The organism is Campylobacter showae CC57C (genome assembly GCF_000344295.2).
Classification (GTDB): domain Bacteria; phylum Campylobacterota; class Campylobacteria; order Campylobacterales; family Campylobacteraceae; genus Campylobacter_A; species Campylobacter_A showae_B.
Genome location: NZ_AOTD01000027.1, coordinates 1 through 20,133, shown reverse-complemented (window position 1 = coordinate 20,133; position 20,133 = coordinate 1). Strand labels below are relative to the sequence as shown.

21 protein-coding genes are annotated in these 20,133 nt (G+C 45.5%); 10 read left to right on the top strand and 11 right to left on the bottom strand.

The features are described 5' to 3' along the window. Nucleotides 1-91 precede the first annotated feature (91 nt). The 3 genes from H740_RS01200 to H740_RS01190 are packed head-to-tail and all read right to left on the bottom strand — an operon-like array spanning nucleotide 92 to nucleotide 3,969. Complete coding sequence (locus tag H740_RS01200) at nucleotides 92-2,551, bottom strand: efflux RND transporter permease subunit (RefSeq protein ID WP_004322113.1); 2,460 nt, start codon at nucleotides 2,549-2,551, stop codon at nucleotides 92-94. A gap of 7 nt (nucleotides 2,552-2,558) precedes the next feature. Further along, the gene (locus tag H740_RS01195; RefSeq protein WP_004322110.1) at nucleotides 2,559-3,146 is read right to left on the bottom strand and encodes a Tgt2/MlaC family protein; all 588 of its coding nucleotides are present in this window, start codon (nucleotides 3,144-3,146) and stop codon (nucleotides 2,559-2,561) included. A 1-nt stretch (nucleotide 3,147) separates the two neighbouring features. Next, the gene (locus tag H740_RS01190; protein WP_004322107.1) at nucleotides 3,148-3,969 is read right to left on the bottom strand and encodes an MlaA family lipoprotein; all 822 of its coding nucleotides are present in this window, start codon (nucleotides 3,967-3,969) and stop codon (nucleotides 3,148-3,150) included. A gap of 63 nt (nucleotides 3,970-4,032) precedes the next feature. Between H740_RS01190 and H740_RS01185 the strand changes: the two genes are divergently transcribed. From H740_RS01185 to H740_RS01150, 8 genes are all read left to right on the top strand, one after another. Continuing rightward, entirely contained in the window at nucleotides 4,033-4,815 is a 783-nt protein-coding gene (locus H740_RS01185; protein WP_004322104.1) for a TOBE domain-containing protein, read from the top strand. A gap of 3 nt (nucleotides 4,816-4,818) precedes the next feature. Next, nucleotides 4,819-5,568, top strand: coding sequence for a molybdate ABC transporter substrate-binding protein (gene modA, locus H740_RS01180; RefSeq protein WP_004322102.1), 750 nt, complete (start codon nucleotides 4,819-4,821; stop codon nucleotides 5,566-5,568). Then, entirely contained in the window at nucleotides 5,565-5,945 is a 381-nt protein-coding gene (locus H740_RS01175) for a TOBE domain-containing protein (RefSeq protein ID WP_004322099.1), read from the top strand. The genes modA and H740_RS01175 overlap by 4 nt, the downstream gene beginning before the upstream one ends. Next, nucleotides 5,942-6,886 carry an ABC transporter ATP-binding protein gene (locus H740_RS01170; protein ID WP_004322096.1) on the top strand — a complete coding sequence of 315 codons (945 nt, stop codon included), beginning with the start codon at nucleotides 5,942-5,944 and terminating at the stop codon, nucleotides 6,884-6,886. Before H740_RS01175 ends, H740_RS01170 begins: the two co-directional genes overlap by 4 nt. Further along, entirely contained in the window at nucleotides 6,883-7,557 is a 675-nt protein-coding gene (gene modB, locus H740_RS01165) for a molybdate ABC transporter permease subunit (RefSeq protein WP_004322094.1), read from the top strand. The genes H740_RS01170 and modB overlap by 4 nt, the downstream gene beginning before the upstream one ends. Then, on the top strand, nucleotides 7,554-8,021 hold the full coding sequence (locus H740_RS01160; protein ID WP_004322093.1) for a redoxin family protein: 468 nt from the start codon (nucleotides 7,554-7,556) through the stop codon (nucleotides 8,019-8,021). The genes modB and H740_RS01160 overlap by 4 nt, the downstream gene beginning before the upstream one ends. A gap of 206 nt (nucleotides 8,022-8,227) precedes the next feature. Next, nucleotides 8,228-9,562, top strand: coding sequence for an MBOAT family O-acyltransferase (locus H740_RS01155; protein WP_004322092.1), 1,335 nt, complete (start codon nucleotides 8,228-8,230; stop codon nucleotides 9,560-9,562). After that, nucleotides 9,562-10,671 carry an SGNH/GDSL hydrolase family protein gene (locus H740_RS01150; protein WP_004322090.1) on the top strand — a complete coding sequence of 370 codons (1,110 nt, stop codon included), beginning with the start codon at nucleotides 9,562-9,564 and terminating at the stop codon, nucleotides 10,669-10,671. Before H740_RS01155 ends, H740_RS01150 begins: the two co-directional genes overlap by 1 nt. A gap of 485 nt (nucleotides 10,672-11,156) precedes the next feature. Here H740_RS01150 and H740_RS01145 read toward each other — a convergent pair whose 3' ends face one another. The 7 genes from H740_RS01145 to nspC form a co-directional block, all read right to left on the bottom strand. Beyond that, nucleotides 11,157-11,786 (bottom strand): NAD(P)H-dependent oxidoreductase, encoded by a 630-nt coding sequence (locus tag H740_RS01145; protein ID WP_004322088.1) that lies wholly within the window; start codon nucleotides 11,784-11,786, stop codon nucleotides 11,157-11,159. Nucleotides 11,787-11,919: 133 nt separating this feature from the next. After that, nucleotides 11,920-12,375: a hypothetical protein gene (locus H740_RS12030; protein WP_004322086.1), complete on the bottom strand. Its 456-nt coding sequence runs from the start codon at nucleotides 12,373-12,375 to the stop codon at nucleotides 11,920-11,922. Continuing rightward, the gene (locus tag H740_RS01140) at nucleotides 12,348-13,466 is read right to left on the bottom strand and encodes a disulfide bond formation protein B (RefSeq protein WP_004322084.1); all 1,119 of its coding nucleotides are present in this window, start codon (nucleotides 13,464-13,466) and stop codon (nucleotides 12,348-12,350) included. The genes H740_RS12030 and H740_RS01140 overlap by 28 nt, the downstream gene beginning before the upstream one ends. A gap of 608 nt (nucleotides 13,467-14,074) precedes the next feature. Then, nucleotides 14,075-15,097 (bottom strand): selenide, water dikinase SelD, encoded by a 1,023-nt coding sequence (selD, locus tag H740_RS01135; RefSeq protein ID WP_414734170.1) that lies wholly within the window; start codon nucleotides 15,095-15,097, stop codon nucleotides 14,075-14,077. Then, on the bottom strand, nucleotides 15,094-15,693 hold the full coding sequence (gene yedF, locus H740_RS01130) for a sulfurtransferase-like selenium metabolism protein YedF (protein ID WP_004322081.1): 600 nt from the start codon (nucleotides 15,691-15,693) through the stop codon (nucleotides 15,094-15,096). Before yedF ends, selD begins: the two co-directional genes overlap by 4 nt. Before the next feature lie 140 nt (nucleotides 15,694-15,833). Next, entirely contained in the window at nucleotides 15,834-16,781 is a 948-nt protein-coding gene (locus H740_RS01125) for a formate dehydrogenase subunit gamma (RefSeq protein WP_004322079.1), read from the bottom strand. Nucleotides 16,782-17,220: 439 nt separating this feature from the next. Next, nucleotides 17,221-18,360 carry a carboxynorspermidine decarboxylase gene (nspC, locus tag H740_RS01120; RefSeq protein WP_004322077.1) on the bottom strand — a complete coding sequence of 380 codons (1,140 nt, stop codon included), beginning with the start codon at nucleotides 18,358-18,360 and terminating at the stop codon, nucleotides 17,221-17,223. A gap of 91 nt (nucleotides 18,361-18,451) precedes the next feature. Here nspC and H740_RS01115 point away from each other — a divergent pair, with 91 nt between their 5' ends. After that, entirely contained in the window at nucleotides 18,452-18,673 is a 222-nt protein-coding gene (locus H740_RS01115) for a MoaD/ThiS family protein (RefSeq protein ID WP_004322076.1), read from the top strand. A gap of 1 nt (nucleotide 18,674) precedes the next feature. Continuing rightward, the gene (locus H740_RS01110) at nucleotides 18,675-19,109 is read left to right on the top strand and encodes a molybdopterin synthase catalytic subunit (protein WP_004322074.1); all 435 of its coding nucleotides are present in this window, start codon (nucleotides 18,675-18,677) and stop codon (nucleotides 19,107-19,109) included. 124 nt (nucleotides 19,110-19,233) lie between these two features. On the opposite strand, the gene H740_RS01105 is transcribed toward H740_RS01110, so the two are convergent. Next, complete coding sequence (locus tag H740_RS01105; RefSeq protein WP_002950485.1) at nucleotides 19,234-19,866, bottom strand: tetratricopeptide repeat protein; 633 nt, start codon at nucleotides 19,864-19,866, stop codon at nucleotides 19,234-19,236. Between the last annotated feature and the right edge of the window lie 267 nt (nucleotides 19,867-20,133).

Genomic DNA, 20,133 nt, shown 5'->3' with positions numbered 1-20,133 from the left:
TTTTTGATTAGGCGTGACGGGAGCATACATATAGTATGTGACCGAGCGCCTTAATCAAAAACTACTTTTGAAATCCGTCGTTTATGGGGAATCAGCGGGGAATCCTAGCCCGGTAAAAGGTTTTGATTAGAGTCGGTAGTAGCACTAGCGCCCCCAACAACATCATTATCATAACAAGATCGGTCAGAAGTCCGAAATATATCGTCGGGATAAAGTTGCTCGTTACCATGATGCTAAAGCCAAGGATGATCGCAAACGAGGTGTAGTACATTGCGTAGCCGATGCTAGCGTGCGAGGCCTTGATCGACTCGGCGACGTTTTTGCTGCGAAGCTCGATTTTTAGGCGATGGATGTAGTGGATGATGTCGTCCACGCCTATGCCTATGCTGATAGCCGCTATCGTAATGCTCATGATATCAAGCGGAATACCCATCACGCCCATGACGCCAAACACCGCGCAAAGCGGGATCAAATTTGACGCGATAGCGATAGCGGCTAGCTTTATGCTTTTAAAAATAATGCAAAAAACGATAAAAAGCGACAAGATCACGAAACCAAAAGAATCCACCTGCGAGGCGATGAGGCTTTGAAGGAGGTTGTTATAAAGCACCATCGCACCGCTAACTTGCACGCTTGCGTTGTCGTTTGCGATCAAATTTGCGATATCGGTTTTAAGCTCGTGCAAAAACTCGTCTCTGCGTAGCGCATCGTCGCTATCAAGAGTACGCGCGGTAAAGCGCAGCTCGTTATCCTTTATGCTTACGTATGGGCTTAGGATGATGTCTTTGTACTTTTGCGGAATCTGTTCGTATAGGATCGAGAGCATGAGGCCGTCAGCGGGCTTTTGCGTGATGCGCTCGACGATCTTTACGACTGTGTTTAGGCTGCTAGCGTGCCCGATAAAGCGCTTATTTTCTAGATAGTTATGCACCTTTTTCGCGACGTCGATTTTATGCTGATTAAACCAGTATTTATCCTCTTTCGCGCTAGCGGCAAATTCGTCGTCAAATTCGTCTTTAGGCTCGTTTTTGGCCGCGCTTTGCTCAAATTTAGGCTTGTTAAATTTGATCAATATATCGACCGGCACCGTGCCGCCTAGCTTCGTATCGATCACCTGCATGCCTTTGTGGATTTCGGTCGTATCTTTAAAATAGCTTATAAAGCTGTTTTCGACCTTTAGCTTTGAGATGCCGTAAAGCCCGAAAATAAGCACCGCAAGGCTAATAGCATAAACAGCGCGGCTGTGATTTAGCGCAAATGTGGCGCAGTGCTTGGTAAAGCTAAATTTATCCTCAAACGTCCTAACGGGAGCGAGCTTTGGCATCAGCGCCGTCGCGGAGCCAAATAGCAAAAACGCAAGCACCAGCGAGATAGAGATCGACGCGCTCATCATGATTCCAAGCATTATGATCGGTTTGATATCAGAAAGCGCAAGCGACAAAAAGCCGATAACGGTCGTAAATATCGCAAAAAACGACGGACTAGCCTTATCTCGCAGCGTGAGATAGACTAGCTGGCGGTTGCTAAGATGCGGTTTTGTAAGGCAGAACTCGCGGTAGCTCACGATCAGGTGGATGACGACCGAGATAGTAATGATGAGCTGAAGGGCGATGTAGTTTGAACTAATTACCGTGATCTCCCAGCCGAAAAACCCAAACAGCCCGCTCGCCCAAATAACGCTAATCACGCAGATAAAAATCGGCATAACGATGTGACGAATCTGCCTAAAAAACAGCCAAAGACAAAAGACCAAAAGTAGAGTTACGCTGATGCCGTAGGTCGCAAGATCCGAGCGCACGAAGCTCACCATATCATCGGCGATCATATTTGCCCCGCCTAAAAACAGACTCTCGCCGCCGCCAAATTTCGCTATCGTCTCGCGTATCTGCTCGATCGCTGCGTGTTCTTTTATACGCGCTTCATCACGGTGAGCCTTAAACTGCGCATTTACGGTGCTTAGACGCTGTTTTTGCTCGCTTGTAATGTTGCCCTCTAGCTTGGCGTTTAGCAGAGCGTTTCGCTCGTTTAGTATGCTTTGATATTTCTCATCGGTCTTTAAATTTAGCACGATCGCCGTAGTTTTTAGATCGCGGCTAACGAGGTTGTTCGTATATAGCGGACTATCCGCAAACTCGCGGCGCACCAAGGTTTTGTTTATATCGGTATCGGCAAGGCTAGGTACATGCTTAACCAGCTCGCTAAGATCGCTAGTTCCGCTTTGAAGCAGCGGGATATTTAATATGGAAATGACGCTTGATACGAGCTCGTTTTTTTCTAGTTCGCGGCTTAAATTTTCTATCTTTTTAAGCGTAGATGGCGCGAGCAAATCGTCTTTTGGCGTATAGGCGATGACTAGGTAGTTTGGGCTAACGTAGCGTTTAAAAACGTCCCTAAAGACGGCTAAGTCTTTATCGTTTTCAAGCAGCAGCGTCTCGGTAGACGCGTCCACCTCGAGCTTGCCGCTAAAATATCCAAAAAAGAGCGTAGCGGCCAGTACGCCTGCGATAACACTTTTTGGAAAGTTGACGATAAATTTAAAAATCCGCTTCATCAACGCCTTATTGCGGAGCTTGGACGGAGTTTAGCTTGCTAAGCAAATTTTCAAAACTCTCGTTTTCCATCAGGCTATCAAACTGGCTACGGTAGGTCTGGATGATACTAACGCCTAAAATTTCGACGTCGTAGATGAGCCAGCCGCGATCTTTGGCGTTGTAAAATTTATACGTAAAGCCGTAGTTTTTACCGTCCTCGCCGACTAAATCGGCGTTTAGAAAGTAGCGATTTTCGTTTGGTTTGGTTACGTCTTTAAAATCTATAGTTTGGTTTTTGTAGCTTAAAAGCTTATCGACGTAGCTTGATTTTAACCTCTCTTCAAAAGCTTTGTTAAATTTAGCCTTTTGCTCGGCATTTAGGTTGTTGTAGCGCTTGTTTAGGGCGATTTTAGACATCTGCTCGTAGTCAAAATATGGATCAAAAACGGCGAAAATTTTATTTATTTTCTCGTCTTTGCTCAAATTTGCGTTTTTTAGTACCTCGATGGCGTCTTGCGTTGTTTTTTGCATCGTAGGTTTTATCTGATCCTCACTGATCGCAAAGAGGCTAACCGCGCTAAAAAGCGCAAGCAGGATGATTTTTAAAAATTTCATTTTATTCCTTTATTAAGTGGTTGCGGCGCTGTTCGTAGGCGTCGCGTAGAAATGGATATAGGTCGATCGCGTCTTTTTTAAGATTGTCGTAAGCATCTGGATGTAAAGACAAAAGGTTGCCCTGACGGAAAGTTTTTATAGCAAAGGAGTCTAGCGCCGGCTTTACGTAACTGATTGGATCGAGGTAATAATCGCCGACTAGACCCGCGATATCGCGTAAATTTGACGGGCCGATAAACGGTAAAACCACGTGAAATCCGCTACCCACGCCCCAGTAGCCTAGCGTCTGGCCAAAATCCTCGTCATGGCGCTGCAGATTGTAGTATTTCGCGCCATCGGTTAGCCCGCCAAAGCCGATGATCGTGTTTGCTAAAAATCTCAGCGTCTCCTCGCCGGCCTCGCTAAATTTAAACTGCAAGAGGTTGTTTACGAAGCGAACTGGATATAAAAGGTTGTCAAAAAAGTTCCCCACCGCAGTTCTGGCAGCCTCTGGCACTACGTAGTTGTAGCCTTTTATCGCGGGATGGATGGCATTTACGTACATAAAATCGTTAAACCCCGTCATCATTCTATTATAACCGCTAAGCGGATCGAAAATCTCGCTAGGCTGGGTAAATTCGTCGTCAAATTCGCTCTTTTCTTGCGTTTGTTCGGCAAAAACGCAAGAAAAAACGAGCAAAAAAGAGAGTAAAAATTTTCTCATCAAATCTCCGAATTTCAAGTCTGCAAAGGCAGTAACCTGAGATTTTATCTCAATGTAGCTTTTAAATTTATAAATTTCAAAATGCCCGGTATTACGAAGTTTATTTAAGTTATTTTTCATATATATTTAAATATACTTCCTAGCAAATTATTTTTTTATATTGATAGAATTTGGGGGATTTTCATGAAAGCAGACGTTAGTTTAGAGCTATTTTTAGATAGCGGGGTATCGGTGTTAGCCAAGCACATAGAGCTTTTAAAGGCCGTCGAACACACCAAAAGCATAACCAAAGCAGCCGAGTACGTCGGTATCTCGTACAAAAACGCATGGGACAGCCTGGACGCGCTAAATAACCGCTCGGACGAACCGCTAATCGCAAGAGCCGAAGGCAACAAGAAAAACAGCGGCTCGGAGCTCACGCCGTACGGCAAAAAGATGATCGCGCTATACGACGCGATGCTGGAGAGCCAAAAGATATTTTTAGAAAAAGTTTGTTCAAATATAAACGTCGATACGAACGAAATTTTAAATTTACAACGCATGAGCATGAGTCTAAGCGCGCGAAATCAACTAAGCTGTGAGATAACCGAAGTAAAAACGGGCGCGGTAAATTCGCAAATCAGCGCCAAACTCTCAAACGGCGAAATTTTGCGCGCCAACGTCACGGTCGAGTCTGAAAAAAATCTAAATTTAAAGGTCGGCAAAAAGGTCGTATTTATCTTTAAAGCCCCAAGCGTAATGCTCGCAAAAGAGGAAAATCTAAAGCTAAGCGCAACAAATTTATTAAAAGGGCGCGTTATCGAGGCTAAAATCGGTTCCGTAAACGCCGAAATCGTACTAGAAATCAGCAATCATCAGACGATAACCTCTATCATCACCAAAGAAAGCGCGATGCAAATGCGCATCGGCGTGGGCGACGAGCTCACCGCTATAATCAAAGCAAGTCAAATCATAGTAGGAGTATAAAAAATGAAAAAAACATTTTTTTCGCTAGTAGTCGCGGCCATCGCCGCTTTTAACCTAAATGCGGGCGAGATCAACGTATTTGCCGCTGCAAACGTCACTTACGCGTTTGACGAGCTAAAGGCTGAGTTTGCTAAATCAAATCCCGACACCAAAGTAACTGTCACTCTAGGAGCTAGCGGAGCGCTATCTACCCAGGTCAAAAACGGCGCTCCGGCGGATGTTTTTATGGCTGCAAATATGAAATTCGTAGAGGATCTATACGACACTAAATTTGCCGTAACCCAGCCCGTAGTATACGCTCAGGGCGCGCTTGCGCTATTTACGATCAGAGATATCGATCTAGCTAAGGGCATAAACGCGGTAGAAGGCCTAAAAGCCATCGCGATCGCAAATCCTGAAACCGCTCCGTACGGCAAAGCTAGCATCGAAGCTCTAAAAAAAGCGGGCATCTACGATAAAGTCGAGAAAAACATCGTCCTGGCAAAATCTATCGGCGAGGCTCTAAGCCAAGCTCTAAGCGCTGCTGACGTCGGATTTATCGCGGCTTCTGCAATGCACGATGAAAAAATAGCCGAATACAAAGAAGGCAAAAACTTTATCCTCATCGATCCTGCGCTCTACACCCCGATCGATCAAGGCATGGTTATCTTAAAACACGGCGAAAACAATCCTGAAGCAAAGGCTTTCTACGACTTCATCAGAAGCGACCGCGCGAAGAAAATCTTTAGAAAATTCGGATACGTCGTCCCGTGATAAAGGCTAAAATTTCGGCGATAGAGCAAACGGGCGGCGTTAGCGTTTTTGAGTTTAGCGTCGAAAATTTAAGCCTAAAAATGCTCTCTTTGGAAAATTTACAAAATTTAAAAATCGGCGACGAAGTTCGGCTAAATTTTAAAAGCTCGGACGTATTCGTCGCTACCTCCCCGCTTTTAAACTGCTCGGTCTCAAACGAGATACAAGTGCGAATTTCGGATATCCAAAAAGGCGAGATCACAAGCTCGCTGCATCTAAACGCGGGTGAGTTTGAGTTTGAAAGCATTATCTCGGCAGCATCTCTAAAGCGGCTAAATTTAGCACTCGGCGATCAAATTTACGCCTACGTCAAGGCAACCTCACTCTACATCGCATGATAGAACTAAACTGCATAAAAAGCCTAAACGGCGCGAACGGGAAATTTGATCTAGACGTAAATTTGAACGTAAAAAAGGGCGAATTCGTCGCTCTCTACGGCAAAAGCGGCAGCGGTAAAACAACGCTACTGCGCCTGATCGCGGGCTTTGAAACGCCTGATAGCGGAACGATAAAAGCAGGCGGGCGGACGCTTTTTGACGGTAAAAACTTCGCTCCGCCGCAAAGCCGAAACATCGGGTTTTTATTTCAAGACTACGCACTTTTTCCAAATATGAACGTGATGAAAAACCTGCTTTTTGCAAATAACGACCTAAATTTAGCGCGCAAGCTGCTGGATCTTGTCAAGATGAGCTCGCTAGAAAACGCCGCCATCTCGCAGCTCTCCGGCGGTCAAAAGCAGCGCGCCGCCCTAGCCCGCGCACTCATGCGAAAGCCTGAAATTTTACTGCTCGACGAGCCTCTTTCAGCCCTTGACAACGCCATGCGCGAAAAGCTACAAGACTACCTTGCTAAGGTGCACGCCGAGTTTGATATGACGACGATTTTGGTTAGCCACGACGTCGCGGAGATCTACAAACTCGCCTCAAAAGTTTTCGTGCTAGACGGCGGTAAAATAGCGCAGGAAAGCAGCCCGGGCGAGATATTTTTGCGCCACAGCGGCTCGCAGAAATTTAGCCTGCCGGCAAAAATTTTAGAGATCTCAAAGCGCGACGCTATCTACGTAGCCGTAGTTTCAGTCGGTGGGCAGCTTTGCGAAGTGGCTCTAAGCGCCGCGGAAGTTGCAAATTTAAAAGCCGGCGACGAAGCGGCGATAAGCGCCAAGGCATTTGGGTTAAATTTGCAAAAAAGCAGCAGCAAAAACGACGAATTTTACGGCGCTAAATCGGGCAAATTTGACGAGCGAAACGCCGAAATTTACCCGCAAAGCGAGTCGAGATGAATATCGATTTTACGCCCTTTTACCTCTCGCTAAAGCTTGCTCTTATCTCGACTGCGATCCTATTTTTCCTCGTGTTGCCAGTTGTGTTTTGGCTTAGCCGCGCGAGTTTTAAATTTAAACCCGTGCTCGAGGCCGTGATCTCGCTACCTCTCGTGCTACCGCCGTCGGTGCTAGGTTTTTACATGTTGGTTTTTCTCTCGCCTTACAACTTTTTGGGCAAATTTTTTGAAGAAACCTTTGATATCCGCTTGGTTTTTAACTTCTCAGGCCTCATCATCGCTAGCTGCATTTACTCGCTGCCGTTTATGTTTCAGCCGCTTCAGGCGGGCTTTGCGAGCCTGCCAAAGAGCCTTTTTGAGGCGAGCTACTCGCTAGGCAAAGGTAAATGGGAGACGCTTTTTAGAGTCGCCTTGCCAAATATCAAACCATCGCTTCTAACCGCGCTCATAGTGAGTTTCGCGCACACTTTGGGCGAGTTTGGCGTCGTGCTGATGATAGGCGGCAGCGTCGGAGACAAAACCAAGGTCGCCAGCATCGCCATCTACGAGGCCGTCGAGCTCATGGACTATACTAAGGCGCACGTTTATTCGGCGATTATGCTGTTTATAAGCTTTACGGTGCTATTTTTAGTCTATTTTTTTAATAATTCACACTCAAAGAGGACGCAATGAAAGATATAAACGCAAATCCGGTCAAATTTGACGAGTTAACGGGCGGCAAAAACTGCATAGTTTTTACATATCCTAAAATGGGCGAGAGCGGGAAGTTTTTGCCTGAAAATTTAAAGGATTTAAAGGGGCTAACCGGCTGCACGCTTCAGTGCAAAGCCTACCAAGAAAACCTTGAAAAGCTTGAATCTTTGGGCTTTACACTAATAGCTGTCGGTTCTCAAAGCGTAGAAAAGATGAACGAATTTAAACAAAGCGTAGGTGCAAATTTTATATTTTTGAGCGATGAGAACTTCGAACTAGAATCCCCGCTAAATTTGCAAACTTTTATCACAAACGACGGCAAGAAATTTTACCGCCGCCAAACGCTGATTATGAAAAACGGCGAAGTCGTAAAAAGATTTAACGACGTAGCCGAGCCCGCAAACGACGCTACAAATGTACTTGCGGCGATAGAGCGGCTTTAAATTTTCGCCAAATTTACGCAAGACGGCGAGCGACTTTGGAGCTCAAATTTGGACGAGAATTTGAGCCGTTTTAAACTCATATTTGACGGCGAATTTAAAACACGTGCAAGCAAAACAGCAAGTAAATTTTAAATTCCCTCCAAACGTAAATTTAACCTAACCCAAAATAATTTTTTTATATAATTACGCAAAAATTTAGGCGGGATATGAATCTTTTTTCCATAGAATTTGGCTTGTGCTTTTTTATTTTTTGGCCGATTTATTATTTTTTAAACACGCGCCCGCACATACAAAAAGCCGTTTTACTCGCCTTTTCTTACCTGTTTTTAGCCTCGTTCGGACTTAAATTTCTAATCATAAATTTTATCTTTAGCACGGCGATTTTTCTTTTTGCGAGGGCGAGCGAGAACAAGGATTCCGCGATTTCGTTTGCCGCCGGCGTCATTTTCGTGCTTTGCGCGCTTGCGTTTTTTAAATACGGCGGCTATTTTACGATCAAATTTGGCGTCATGAGGCTCGAAACCATCGCGCTTCCGCTTGGCATTTCGTTTTATTCGTTTATGAGCATTTTACTGCTAAAAGCCGTGCGAGAGGGCGAACTAGAGGCGCCTAGCTATCTTGATACGCTGATTTTTCTTAGCTTTTTCGCCGCGATTATTTCGGGCCCGATTTTACGCCCTAAGCCCTTTTTCGAGTCATTAAACTCTCCCAAAGTTTTTCGCGCTAGTCCCGCCATATTCGCGCTTTTATGCTCCGCGCTATTTAAAAAACTCATCGTTGCAAACCATCTTTTCGAGATAGTTAATCCCGTTTTTGCCGCACCCCCCCTACCCGCCTCGCAGCTTCTTGGCGCTCTTTTTGGCTACAGCGTGCTACTTTACGCCGATTTTAGCGGCTACGTGGACTTCGTGACGGCGCTAGGACTCATGTGCGGCTTTGTTTTGCCACAAAACTTCAACCGCCCTTTTACGGCGCGAAATTTAAAAATTTTCTGGCAAAATTGGCACATCAGCCTCATGAATTTTTTTAAAGAGTGCGTCTATTTCCCGCTCGGAGGCAGTCGCGGCACGCAGGCGCAAACGCAGCTAAACGTGATGCTAGTCTTTGCGATCTCGGGCGTCTGGCACGGTGCTGGGCTTAGCTTTTTGCTCTGGGGGCTCATCCACGGCCTTGGCGTCGTATTTTTAAATTTAACCAGCGAGCGCAAGTGGCTAAATTCGGCCATACTTGGACGATATTTTACGTTTATTTTCGTGAGCATAGTTTGGGTCTTTTTCACGATGGATTTTGAGGGGGCGGTGCGCTACATCGGAGCTATTTTTAGAAACTCGGGCGGCGAGCTTCTTGCGATTTGCGCGCTATTTGCTGGCGTTTTCGTATTCGTATTTTTGTACGCTACGCTTGACGTTTATCCGCTTTTGGTTAAATTTTTTGAAAATATAAACGCCCTTTTTTCAGCCGTTTTTTTGGCGATTTTTGGGATAATTATTTACTTTTTGATGCCGTCTGGCATGCCTAACTTTATATATCAAGGATTTTAATGAGAGCGTTTTTTGGGGTATTTCTCGCGTTTTTTACGCTGATTGCGCTATTTTTGCGACCGCTGTCAAACTATTACGAAGCCAAATATCAAAAGGATTTTTTCATCACGGACGAACGAGCAATGGCGCTGAGCGATAAATTTATAAGCGCGGCCGAGGATGGCTTGCAAAGTGTAAAATCGGCCATCGATAAACTTACGGGTATTTTTTCGGGCGATAAAAAACAGGTCGCAACTAGCGCCAAAACGGATCAAAACATAACTGCCACCAAAACCGAACCCGCAAATTTAAACACTCAAAATACGCAAAATTTAACGCCTAATATCGGCGCAGTAAAAGAAGCAAATTTAACTGCGCAAACCGTTCAAATTTCTCCCGCTAAAACTGCTTTAAATTTAGATAAAAACAGCTCGCTAGCCTCAAATTTAACACCGAGCGCTCCAAGCAAAACAAACAAATCCGCGACTTTTGATATCGAGCTAAATGAGAATTTAGGCGTCATTTTGATAGGCGACTCCATAATGCAAGGCTTTGGCTGGGGTTTTGAAAATGCACTAAAAACGAGCAAAATCTCAATCAAAAATATGGCCAAAGCAAGCACGGGGCTAACGAATAAGAAATTTTACGACTGGAGCGAGGAGCTAAAGGCGGCGCTAGCAGGCCTCGAGAATCGCCCGCAAAATCTTCTGATATTCGCGCTTTTTGGTGCAAACGACGCTTATAGCTACACCTTTGACGAGCAGGCGCTGGACTTTGGCACTGATGCGTGGCGCGAGGCGTATGAGGGCAGGATCGCCGAGATCTACGAGATCGCCACAGAGCACGGCGCGCAGGTCGTGTGGCTGGGGATTCCGTGCATGAAGAGCGAGAAATTCGACAAAAAAATGAAGGCGCTAAACCTGATCTACAAGGACTCGGCGCAAAAATACGGCGCGCGCTACATCGATATCAGCGGCGCGATCTGCGATAACGGCAAATATCTAAAAGAAGGCGCGGACAAAAAGCCGCTGCGCAAGGACGACGGCATGCACATCAGCATGAACGGCGCTAAAAAGATCGCCGTCTACGTCGTGGACAAACTACTAAACGGGCGGAGCGATAATTTTTAGCCGAATTTGAGTTTGAATAAATTTGCAAGCTCCGTAAATTTTCGCGGTCGGAAATTCTTAAAATTTGGAGTTTGTTGAATCTGTAAATTTGAAGTCTCGCCGAATTTTGCGTCTTAAATTTGATCAAATCTGCCAAGCCGCTCGCAAAATAAATACGGGTGCGCTTTAATTAGCTCGTACTAATTTTCATCATGCAGCGCGGCCAAATACTCACTCGCATAAAACATCGTACGATATAAGCGCGGCTGTCTTTTGCTTCAAACGGTTATTTCGCCAAACCCGCCGACGTTTTACTATCCGACCTAGATACAAAACGGTATTTTGGTGCAAAGCTTTGCCGCACTTGGCTCTTTCACGTCGTCTTGGCAAATTTAAATTTGCGTCAAATTTGAGCAACAAAGCTTAGATTTAAAACTCGGTCGGCGCCAAAATAGCGTTAAGCTCGCGCCGACTCCGTTAATTTTCCGCAGCTATCTCGCCCAAAACTAATAAATCCACTTCACGATGTCGCTTAGTCCGCGGCGGTATCTTTTTGGTTGCGGTTTGACGCGGTAACCAAACGGTACCATGAGGCTCACGCGCTGCTTGCTCGTGTCAAGGCCTAAAATTTTATTTAACGCCGCTGCGTCAAAGCCCTCGATAGGGCAGCTGTCGATACCCAGACTCGCCGCCGCGGTCATCATGTTTGCCGCCGCGATGTAGCACTGCTTGCTCGACCAGTGAAAAACTAGCTCGTCATCGCGATGAAAGCGTCCCTCTAAAAAATCGCCATAAAATTTCTTCCTAGCGGTAATCATCTCTGGCGCCTTGTCCTCGCGGCGGTCGATCATTTTCTCCACGTATTCGCCCACGCTTTTCACCTCGGCTACTTTAGCAAGGATCACCAGCAAATGCGAGCAAGAGGTGATTTGCACTTGATTCCACGAGACTTCGCGGATCTTTTGCCTGAGCTGCTCGTTTTGCACGACTAAAAAGTCCCACTGCTCAAGCCCTACAGAGCTAGGACTTAGCCTGCCCGCCTCCAAGATAAAGTCAAATTCACCCGCGCTGATTTTCTTGTTTTCGTCAAAGACTTTGCACGCATGACGAAATTTCATCGATTCTAAAAAATTCATTTTCGCTCCTTTGGTTTTTATGGTTACACCAAATTATATAAAATTTGACCGAATTTAAGCTTAAAAAGGATTTAGGGTAGAGGCAAACTCGCCCGCCCGAAACGGACGAATTTGCCTTGGTCTGGGGTTAAATTTACTCGCCCAGAGGATTGTTTAGCTCTACGACGTTTACTTTGCCATCTTTATGAGCTAGAGCGTAGATGCTACCGCCCTTTATCGCCATGCCTGAGATGTCGCCTATTTGCTGCATCGCGTAGGCGTCAACTACTTTCGCTTCCGCAAGGTCGATCACGAGCAAGGTGTTGTAGTTTTTGGAGTATGCCAAAAACTTACCGCCCGCGACGTCGCCGGCCGTGACGTAGTAGTCTTTTAGATCGCGTTTATCTTTTAGCGCGAGGCCCGATGTCACGATGGTCTCGCCGCTTAGCATTTTATCCTTGCTATCGACTTTTATAAGGATCAAGTTCTTAGCGCGCTCGTTTGGCACCGTAATCATATACATATATGTGCTCTGCGGATCTTTTGCGAGCGTTAGGACGTACTGTTTTTTCGCTCTTATCGTTAAAAGCGCCGGACGGTAAAATTCCACGCAGACTCGAGCCCGCCGCTGCTCTCTCTAAAATATCTCCACTCGTGATACGCGTCCACATTTTGGGCAGGTTTAACGGCGAAGGTAGTTTTGTTAAAGCCCATAGTCACCAGCATATCGCCTACAAATGTCGATGCGACGGCCTTTTTGATATTGCGGCCATTTGGCTTGTCGATGATAGCGTGAGCGATCTCTTTAAAATTCGCATCCGTAAAATAAACTCCGCCTTCGGTGTTTGAGATGCCAAAAGTATCGTTTTTAGCGTTATACGCAAGTCCGCTCGTTACGCCTTTGCCAAAAATCCCTTTTGTCTCAAATGGAAGCGGAAAGCTGTTTTTCACGCTAAGCGCAGGCTTTACGTCAACAAACGCGCCGGCGCTTGGATCTTGGTTAAATTTGACGCTTATATCTCTAGGTTCGCCCGCTATAAACGGATCCTCGACGACGTTTGCGCCGACAAATGAAAACGGCTTTTCAAACCTTTTCCAAACGCCTGAAGTCCAAGTATTATTTAGACTGATGCGCTCAGGATCGCCCTTGCCGCTATAGGGAGGGATACCTGCTGAGATGAGCGCCTGAACGGCATTTGATAGGATCACAAAGAGGCTTAATGCGATAACAAATTTAGAATATGCGCTAAGAGGCTTGATCCTAGTGTCCGAGCGCGAGATATCGCCATAGACGACCTTGTCTTTGGCAAAAAGCATCATCAGCCCCATCGCCACGACCACGACCCAGTACACCAAAATACCCCACGTATAAGTGTGCGCGCCGAATATATCGCCGCCAAAACCCATACCTACGTCTCTATACAAACTAAAGCTAGCGTGTCTTGGCGTCATAAAAATACCATACGTAGCGCCGAAAAGCACGGCAGCTATGTAGCATGCCTTTAGTCCGTAGCGCAGTATCAAGATACCCGCGACGCCGACTACGACCATGCCGATGCGCTCCCACCAGCAAAGCGCGCAAGGACCCTCGCCGATGACGTAGCCAAGATAGATATTTGCGATACCGACGGGGATAGCAAGCACAAGCAAGACCGCGCTAGCCATGATAAAATCGAAATTTTTATCGTTAAAAAAACTCATCACGCCCTCCTAATACGCCGCGTAAGGCAGCAGGGACGTCCAGCTGGCGATGAAAAACATAATAAAGCAAATCGCCGTCCCCACGGCAAATGCGCCAAACGCTAAGCCCTCTTTTTCAGGTTTTTCCAAGCTATAAAAACGGCTATAGCCAGAAAGAGAAACGATAAAAATTCCATTTTATCTCCTTTATTTCGTTAAGATTAGATTGTGGTTTTAATTTAATTCTTTTATATTTTCGCTTAAAATACGGAATATTTTTGATAATATGTTGCAGATTGCTCTAAAATTTGGAGAAATATTGTGGTAATTTGACGGATTTGGTTTGCGAATAAATATAAAAATTTGCTGATTTTTAGGCGCGGGATTGGCTGTAAATTTATTATTTTATTTCGTGAGAAATTTTTATGTTAACTAATTTTTATTTTTAAGAATTTTGTATTTTGCGGATTTAAGCGAGTCAAATTTGACTAAATTTATAGGCTCGGCGACTTTGCTGATTTCTATAAATAAATTTGATGGGCTTGCCGTTTTAATCTGCTATTTCAAAATTTGACCAAATTTAAACCCGTAAAATTTGATAAATTTACCCGTTTAAATTTAAGGCCCGGTTACCTTAAATTTATACCGTATTCGCCGCGTTTTTTAGCTATACCCACGACTGCCGAGCTCTCGTAACCTGCCTCTTTTAGGCGAGAGAGGGCTAAATTTACCTCGCTTTGTGGTAGCGCTAGCAGTAATCCGCCGGAAGTCTGCGCGTCGTAAAGCAAGATATCCACATCGCCGTTAACGAATTTGGACGCAAATTCGCGGTTTTTATAGCTGCCCTCGGGGATGATACCCATGTCGGCAAACTCGCGCGCGGCCGCTATCACCGGTACGTTATCCGCGTAAATTTCAAAGCCTATTTTATTGTTTAGCATTTCGCTTAAATGCCCTAAAAAGCCAAATCCCGTGACGTCGGTCGCCGCCGTTACGTTGATACCTTTTAGCGCGTCCACGGCATAGAAATTTAGCTGCCGCATCGTCTCGACCGCCTGCTCGATTTGGGTTAAATTTAGCAGATCGGCTTTGATCGCCGTGCTTAAAATACCAGTTCCCAGCGGCTTTGTGAGTATGAGCGCGTCGCCCTCTCGCGCAGTGTTGTTTGACCAAAAGGAGCTTGGCGAAACGACGCCCGTAACGCTAAGTCCGTAATACATCTGCTGCGTCTCTATCGTGTGTCCGCCCACAATCACGCCGCCGCATTCGGCGACTTTATCCTGCCCGCCGCGCAGAATTTCACCCAAAATTTCTCCGCTTAAATTGCAGCTATCAAAACCGACGATATTTAGCGCGTTTAGTACCTTGCCGCCCATCGCAAATACGTCGCTTAGGCTGTTTGCGGCTGCGATCTGACCGAATAAAAACGGATCGTCCGCCACCGGCGTGATAAAGTCTAGCGTCTGCACGAGCGCGATGTCGTCCGTGATCTTAAAGACGCTTGCGTCTTCGTTCGTGCCGATGTTTGAGAGCAAATTTGGGTGAGCTAAATTTAAATCGCCGATAGTTTTGTTTAGACCCGACGGGTCAAGCTTGGCCGCTCAACCCGCCGCTCGGACGAATTTCGTGAGACGTTTGTCGTTATAAATCATAGTTTGATTTGCTCGTGCGTAGTTAAAATTTGCATAACTTCGTAGGCGTTTGACATCTCGCCGACGCTTAGGTCGCTTACGAGCTTGTACGCCTCTAGGCAACTGCCACAGCTTAAAATTTTAACGCCCGCAGCCTCTAAATCTTTAAGCGGTTTAAAGCTCGGATGAGCGCGGTTCGTCGTCATTTTGACGGCATTGTTTACGCAAAGGACGTATTCTGGCTTATTGTCTACTTGCAAAAGCGCGCCTAAAAATTTAGATAGCAAGCTAACGCCCACGTCGCCGCTTCCGGCGTATTCTTCGTTTAGATAAATGACTGTTTTTTTATTCTTTGGCGTGATTTCACAGACGAATTCGTCAAAATTAGCTAGCTCCAGCTTGGATTCGTCCTTAACGGCGGTGATTTTTGTCTCGGCGCCGTTTTGTTCTATGCTAAATTCGACGTTTTGATTTTTTAAAAAACGGCTAATGTTTTCTTTTGGAGTGATAGAATTTACTAAAATCTCAAGCTTTTCGCCTTTTTTTAAGCCTTCAAGCGCATTTTTAGTCCTGATGACGGGTTCCGGACAAGCTAAATTTCTACAATCGATTTGCATTGATTTTTCCTTAAAATTTATTACTCTTCAACCTGAAGTCTAAGGAGAGATTTTATCTAAAAGATTTTAAATTTTGTATAAAAAGGCGGATTTCAGCCTAGGCTTTAAAATAAAAAAGGAGAAAAACTTCTCCTTTTTTATTATTTTAATTTCGCGTAAGTTTTTTCGTATTCAGATACGGGGATTTTATTTTTAGAGATGAGTTCCTGATACCAGTAGTGGTGAAGCACATAAACCTCTTCTTCTTCTTTATATCCCGTTACCATCGACCAGATAGCGCCGTGTATCGCGATAGCAGCCATGTATATGTGTACCAGGAAAAATACGGCGCAAACTATACCGAGAACGTTATGAACTAGCGCAGAAGCTCTTAAAACTTCGATTTGCGGTACGCCTAGCCAAGTAGCGACGTCAGGCGTTTTAAAATCTAAGAAGAACATCGCGGCACCAGTTAGTATCATCACGATACCGCCGGGGATAGCGACCCAGTACCATGCTTTTTGACCGGCGTTAAATTTACCCGCAGGTACCGGTCGCTTAACTTTTGAAAGATACCCGCCTACGATCAGCATCCATCTGATGTCGTAGATCGTCGGTAGCATTCTTTTCGTCCAAGCTATCAGCATCGGTAATACGGATACCGCAAATATAATAGTGGCTAACCCGTGAATATTTTTGCAAAATCTCACGAAAGCCCCGCCGCCAAGCTCTGCGCCCCACATCATGATGATACCGGTCGGTACCAGCACTATCCACGATATCGCGGCTAGCCCGTGAGCGACGCGCTCTATCATATTAAATGCATAGACTTTTTTGCCATCGTGGCTGAAGTGTTTCGGTCCGATGATCAAAAAGTGCAGAACGAACGCGCCGATAACAGCCAAAATAAGCGACAAGGCCGCTATCGCGAAGTAGTCGTTGCCCTGAATGAACGTGAAAATCGGCCCCAAACCGTCTTCGTAAGGCTTAATGTTCTCGATTCTACCCGCAGCCCAGATATTGCTCTGATACTGGTTCGTGCTAGGACTCGCCTCGATAGCGAAGGCCCAACAGGCGAAAACCGAAAGCAAACTAAAAATTCTCGTCATGCTATCTCCCTTTGGTTTTGTTTTCCGCCTTAAAAAGCTCGTCGTGGTCGGCATCCAGCCAAAGGCTAAATTTTGCGGATTTTCATGAAATTATATCAAAAAATAACGTAATGCAAGCTTAGCGTCAAAACAATGCATTTTTAGGCAGTTGCGGCACTTTTTTATCAAAATCGGGGTCAAATTTATAATCCGCTATATTAATTCATTTATATAAGCTAGATTTTATTTATCTTAAATTTAACTTTGTTTGAGATTAAATTTGCGGCAAATTTGACGGACAATAAACCAAATTTCAAAATTTAGCGCCGAAAAAGCACGGTTTAGTGCGCCCGCATGTGGGGCAAAAATTCGACACCAAATTTGACTTAAATTTACGGCCCAAACGGCGCCCCCCAACGTCGAATTTGCACCCTAAAGGGCGCAGTTTCAGGAGGCAAATCTAGTTTCGCCTCTCATACTCTTCAAAGCCAAATTCCCGCACGGTTACAAGCTCGCCGTTTTCTTTTAAAAAGAGTAAATCGGGCAACTTTATACCGTTAAAGGTCGTGTTTTTCACGATCGTGTAGTGGATCTGATCCTCAAATATCACCTTATCGCCCACGCTTAGCGGCGCGTCAAATTTATACTCCGGCTCGCCCGCGTCAAGCCCCACGATATCGCCGGCTAGACAGGTGTTTCCGCCGAAACGGTAGCTAAATTTACCGCCCTTGTTCTCGCCTCGCACGGCCGGTCGGTACGGCATCAGTACGGTGTCTGGCATATGCGCCTCGGCCGAGACGTCTAGGATCGCTATGGTTTTTTCATTTTGCACAAAATCAAGCACCGAAGCGGCCAAAAATCCCGTCTGCCAGCCAACCGCTTCGCCGGGTTCTATGTAGACTTCGACACCGTATTTTTTGCGGAAGTTTTTGATCAAATTTATGAGCAGATCGACGTCGTAGCCTTCTTTGGTGACGTGATGTCCGCCGCCAAAATTTACCCACTTCATACGCGGGATAAACTCGCCGAATTTCTCCTCAAACGCCATCAGCACGGTCTCCAGGCTCTGCGCACTCTCCTCGCAAAGTGCGTGAAAATGCAGTCCCGTGATACCATCAAGCGCGTCAGCGTCAAAATTTGCGCGCGTGATACCTAGTCGGCTGTAGCGACCGCACGGGTTATACGCGTCAGTCGGCGCGACGGATAGCTCGGGATTTACGCGAAGCCCACAGGTAACGCCGACAGCTAGGGCTTTTTCTTTAAATTTAGCCCACTGTGCAAAGGAGTTAAAAACCACGTGTTTTGAGAGTGAGAGCACCTCATCTATATCCTCGTCTTTAAATGCCGGCGAATAGGTATGGATCTCGCCGCGAACGTATTTTGCAGCAAATTTAGCCTCGTGTAGGCCGCTGCACGTCGCACCGTCTAGGTACTCGCCTACAAGCCCCATCACGCCGCTAAATGCAAAGCCTTTTAGGGCGACTAGCACCTTTGCGCCGCTTTCATCCTTGATGCGTTTTAAAATTTCGAGATTTGCACGCACCTTCGCCTCTTCGCAGACATAGGCGGGTGTTTTTATTTTGCTTAAGATTTCGTTCATTAGGGCTCTTTCGTTTAAAATTTGGCGTAAGTATATCTAAATATTTTTTTAAGTAAAATCAAGAAAAAAATTTAATTTCAAAGGCAAATTTATGGTAGAAATCGAGTTTTTGGGCCCGATAAAGATGAATAATTTAAAGCTGGAAGCGGCAAATTTAAGCGAAGTAAAAGAAAAACTAGGCGAGTATGCGGAGCTATCCGAGTGGCTAAAAATCTGCGCTGTCGCCGTAAACGACGAGATCGCAAGCTCTCTTGAGGCGCCGCTAAAAGACGGGGATAAAATTTCCATTTTACCGCCGGTTTGCGGAGGCTGAGATGCAGATATTTGAAGGAAGCCTCGACGCCAAAGCGATCACGAATGCCTGGTACGACGAGTTTAAAGACAAAAACGGCGGCGCGCTCATCACGTTTACGGGCATCGTGCGCGAGGAAGGCGGCATCAGCGCGCTTAGCTTTGATATCTACGAGCCGATCCTGCGCAAATGGCTAGCTGGCTGGGAGCAAAAAGCTAAGGATCTGGGTGCATACGTGCTTTTTGCGCATTCGCAAGGAGACGTGCCGGTGCACGAGAGCTCCTACGTCGCAGGCGTCGTGAGCCCGCAAAGAAAGGTCGCCTTGCGGCTAATAAACGAGTTTGTAGAGGACTTTAAGGCTAACGCGCCGATCTGGAAATACGACGTCGTGGGAGGCGAGCGCATCTACGCAAAAGAGCGCAGCCAAGCGATCAAAGGCGCCGGACTTTTAGCGTAGCGCCGCTTTTTATTAGTTTTATGTAGACTCGTAAATTTGATTAAATTTTAGTTTGAAATGACACTCAGGCAATGACAAAATGCGCTTTTGCCACTGCCTTTAAGCTCAATTTGCAAACCTGAAATCACTTTAGAGCCTCATATTTCTCGCACGCTTGTAGCCATATCTTCTTTTGCTCCTCAATAACCTGCGCGCTGCGGTCGTTTTTGCCCAGATCGCATGCTTTTTTAAAGTATTCTTTGGCTGCTTTAAAAGATGCTTCCGACTTGGTTTTTTGACCGATAAGCTCGTTAGCAAGCGCAAAATTTGAGCAAGCACCCCAAAGTCCTTTATCGCAAGCTATTTTTATATAGCCTAGCCCTTTTATGGCGTCTGCTTTTACGCCCTCGCCCTTAAGATACATGGCTCCTACGTTTTGGCAACCAAAAACGTCTCCGCCCTCGCAAGCCTTAGCGTATAACTCCGCAGCTTTATCAGGGTCTATAACGACGCCTTGGCCAGTAGAATACATAAACCCGAGATTTGAGCAGGTTTTGTAGTTATTTCCGTCGCAAGCTTTCGCAAAAAATTTCGCAGCTTTTTCGTAATCTTTCGTAAAACCGTTATCGCCCATATAGTACGATATCCCGACGCTACCGCATATAATAGCGTCTCCGGCCTCGCACTTTTGCTCAAATTCACGTATCTGCGCCTCGTTAAACGAAGCGGCAGAGACCAAAGAATACGCCGCAACCAAACAAAAAATTACTTTTTTCATTTTCTTTTTCCCTAAAATAAATTTTAAATCTATTTTACGCCGAGGCGCATTAAATATATATAAAATCGATATTGTCTTAGTTTTTGGCTTTTGGACACAGAGAGAAACTTGCAAAATTTAATATTTTATTTGTACTTTTGTCTTGTAGTTGATTTCAAATTTAAGCTAAATTTGACCTACCGAGACCCGTACCGCGAAAATGTCAAATTTACAAATTTAGCAAGATGCGAAATAAACATTCCAGACAGAATAGGCGTAGTTTAACTT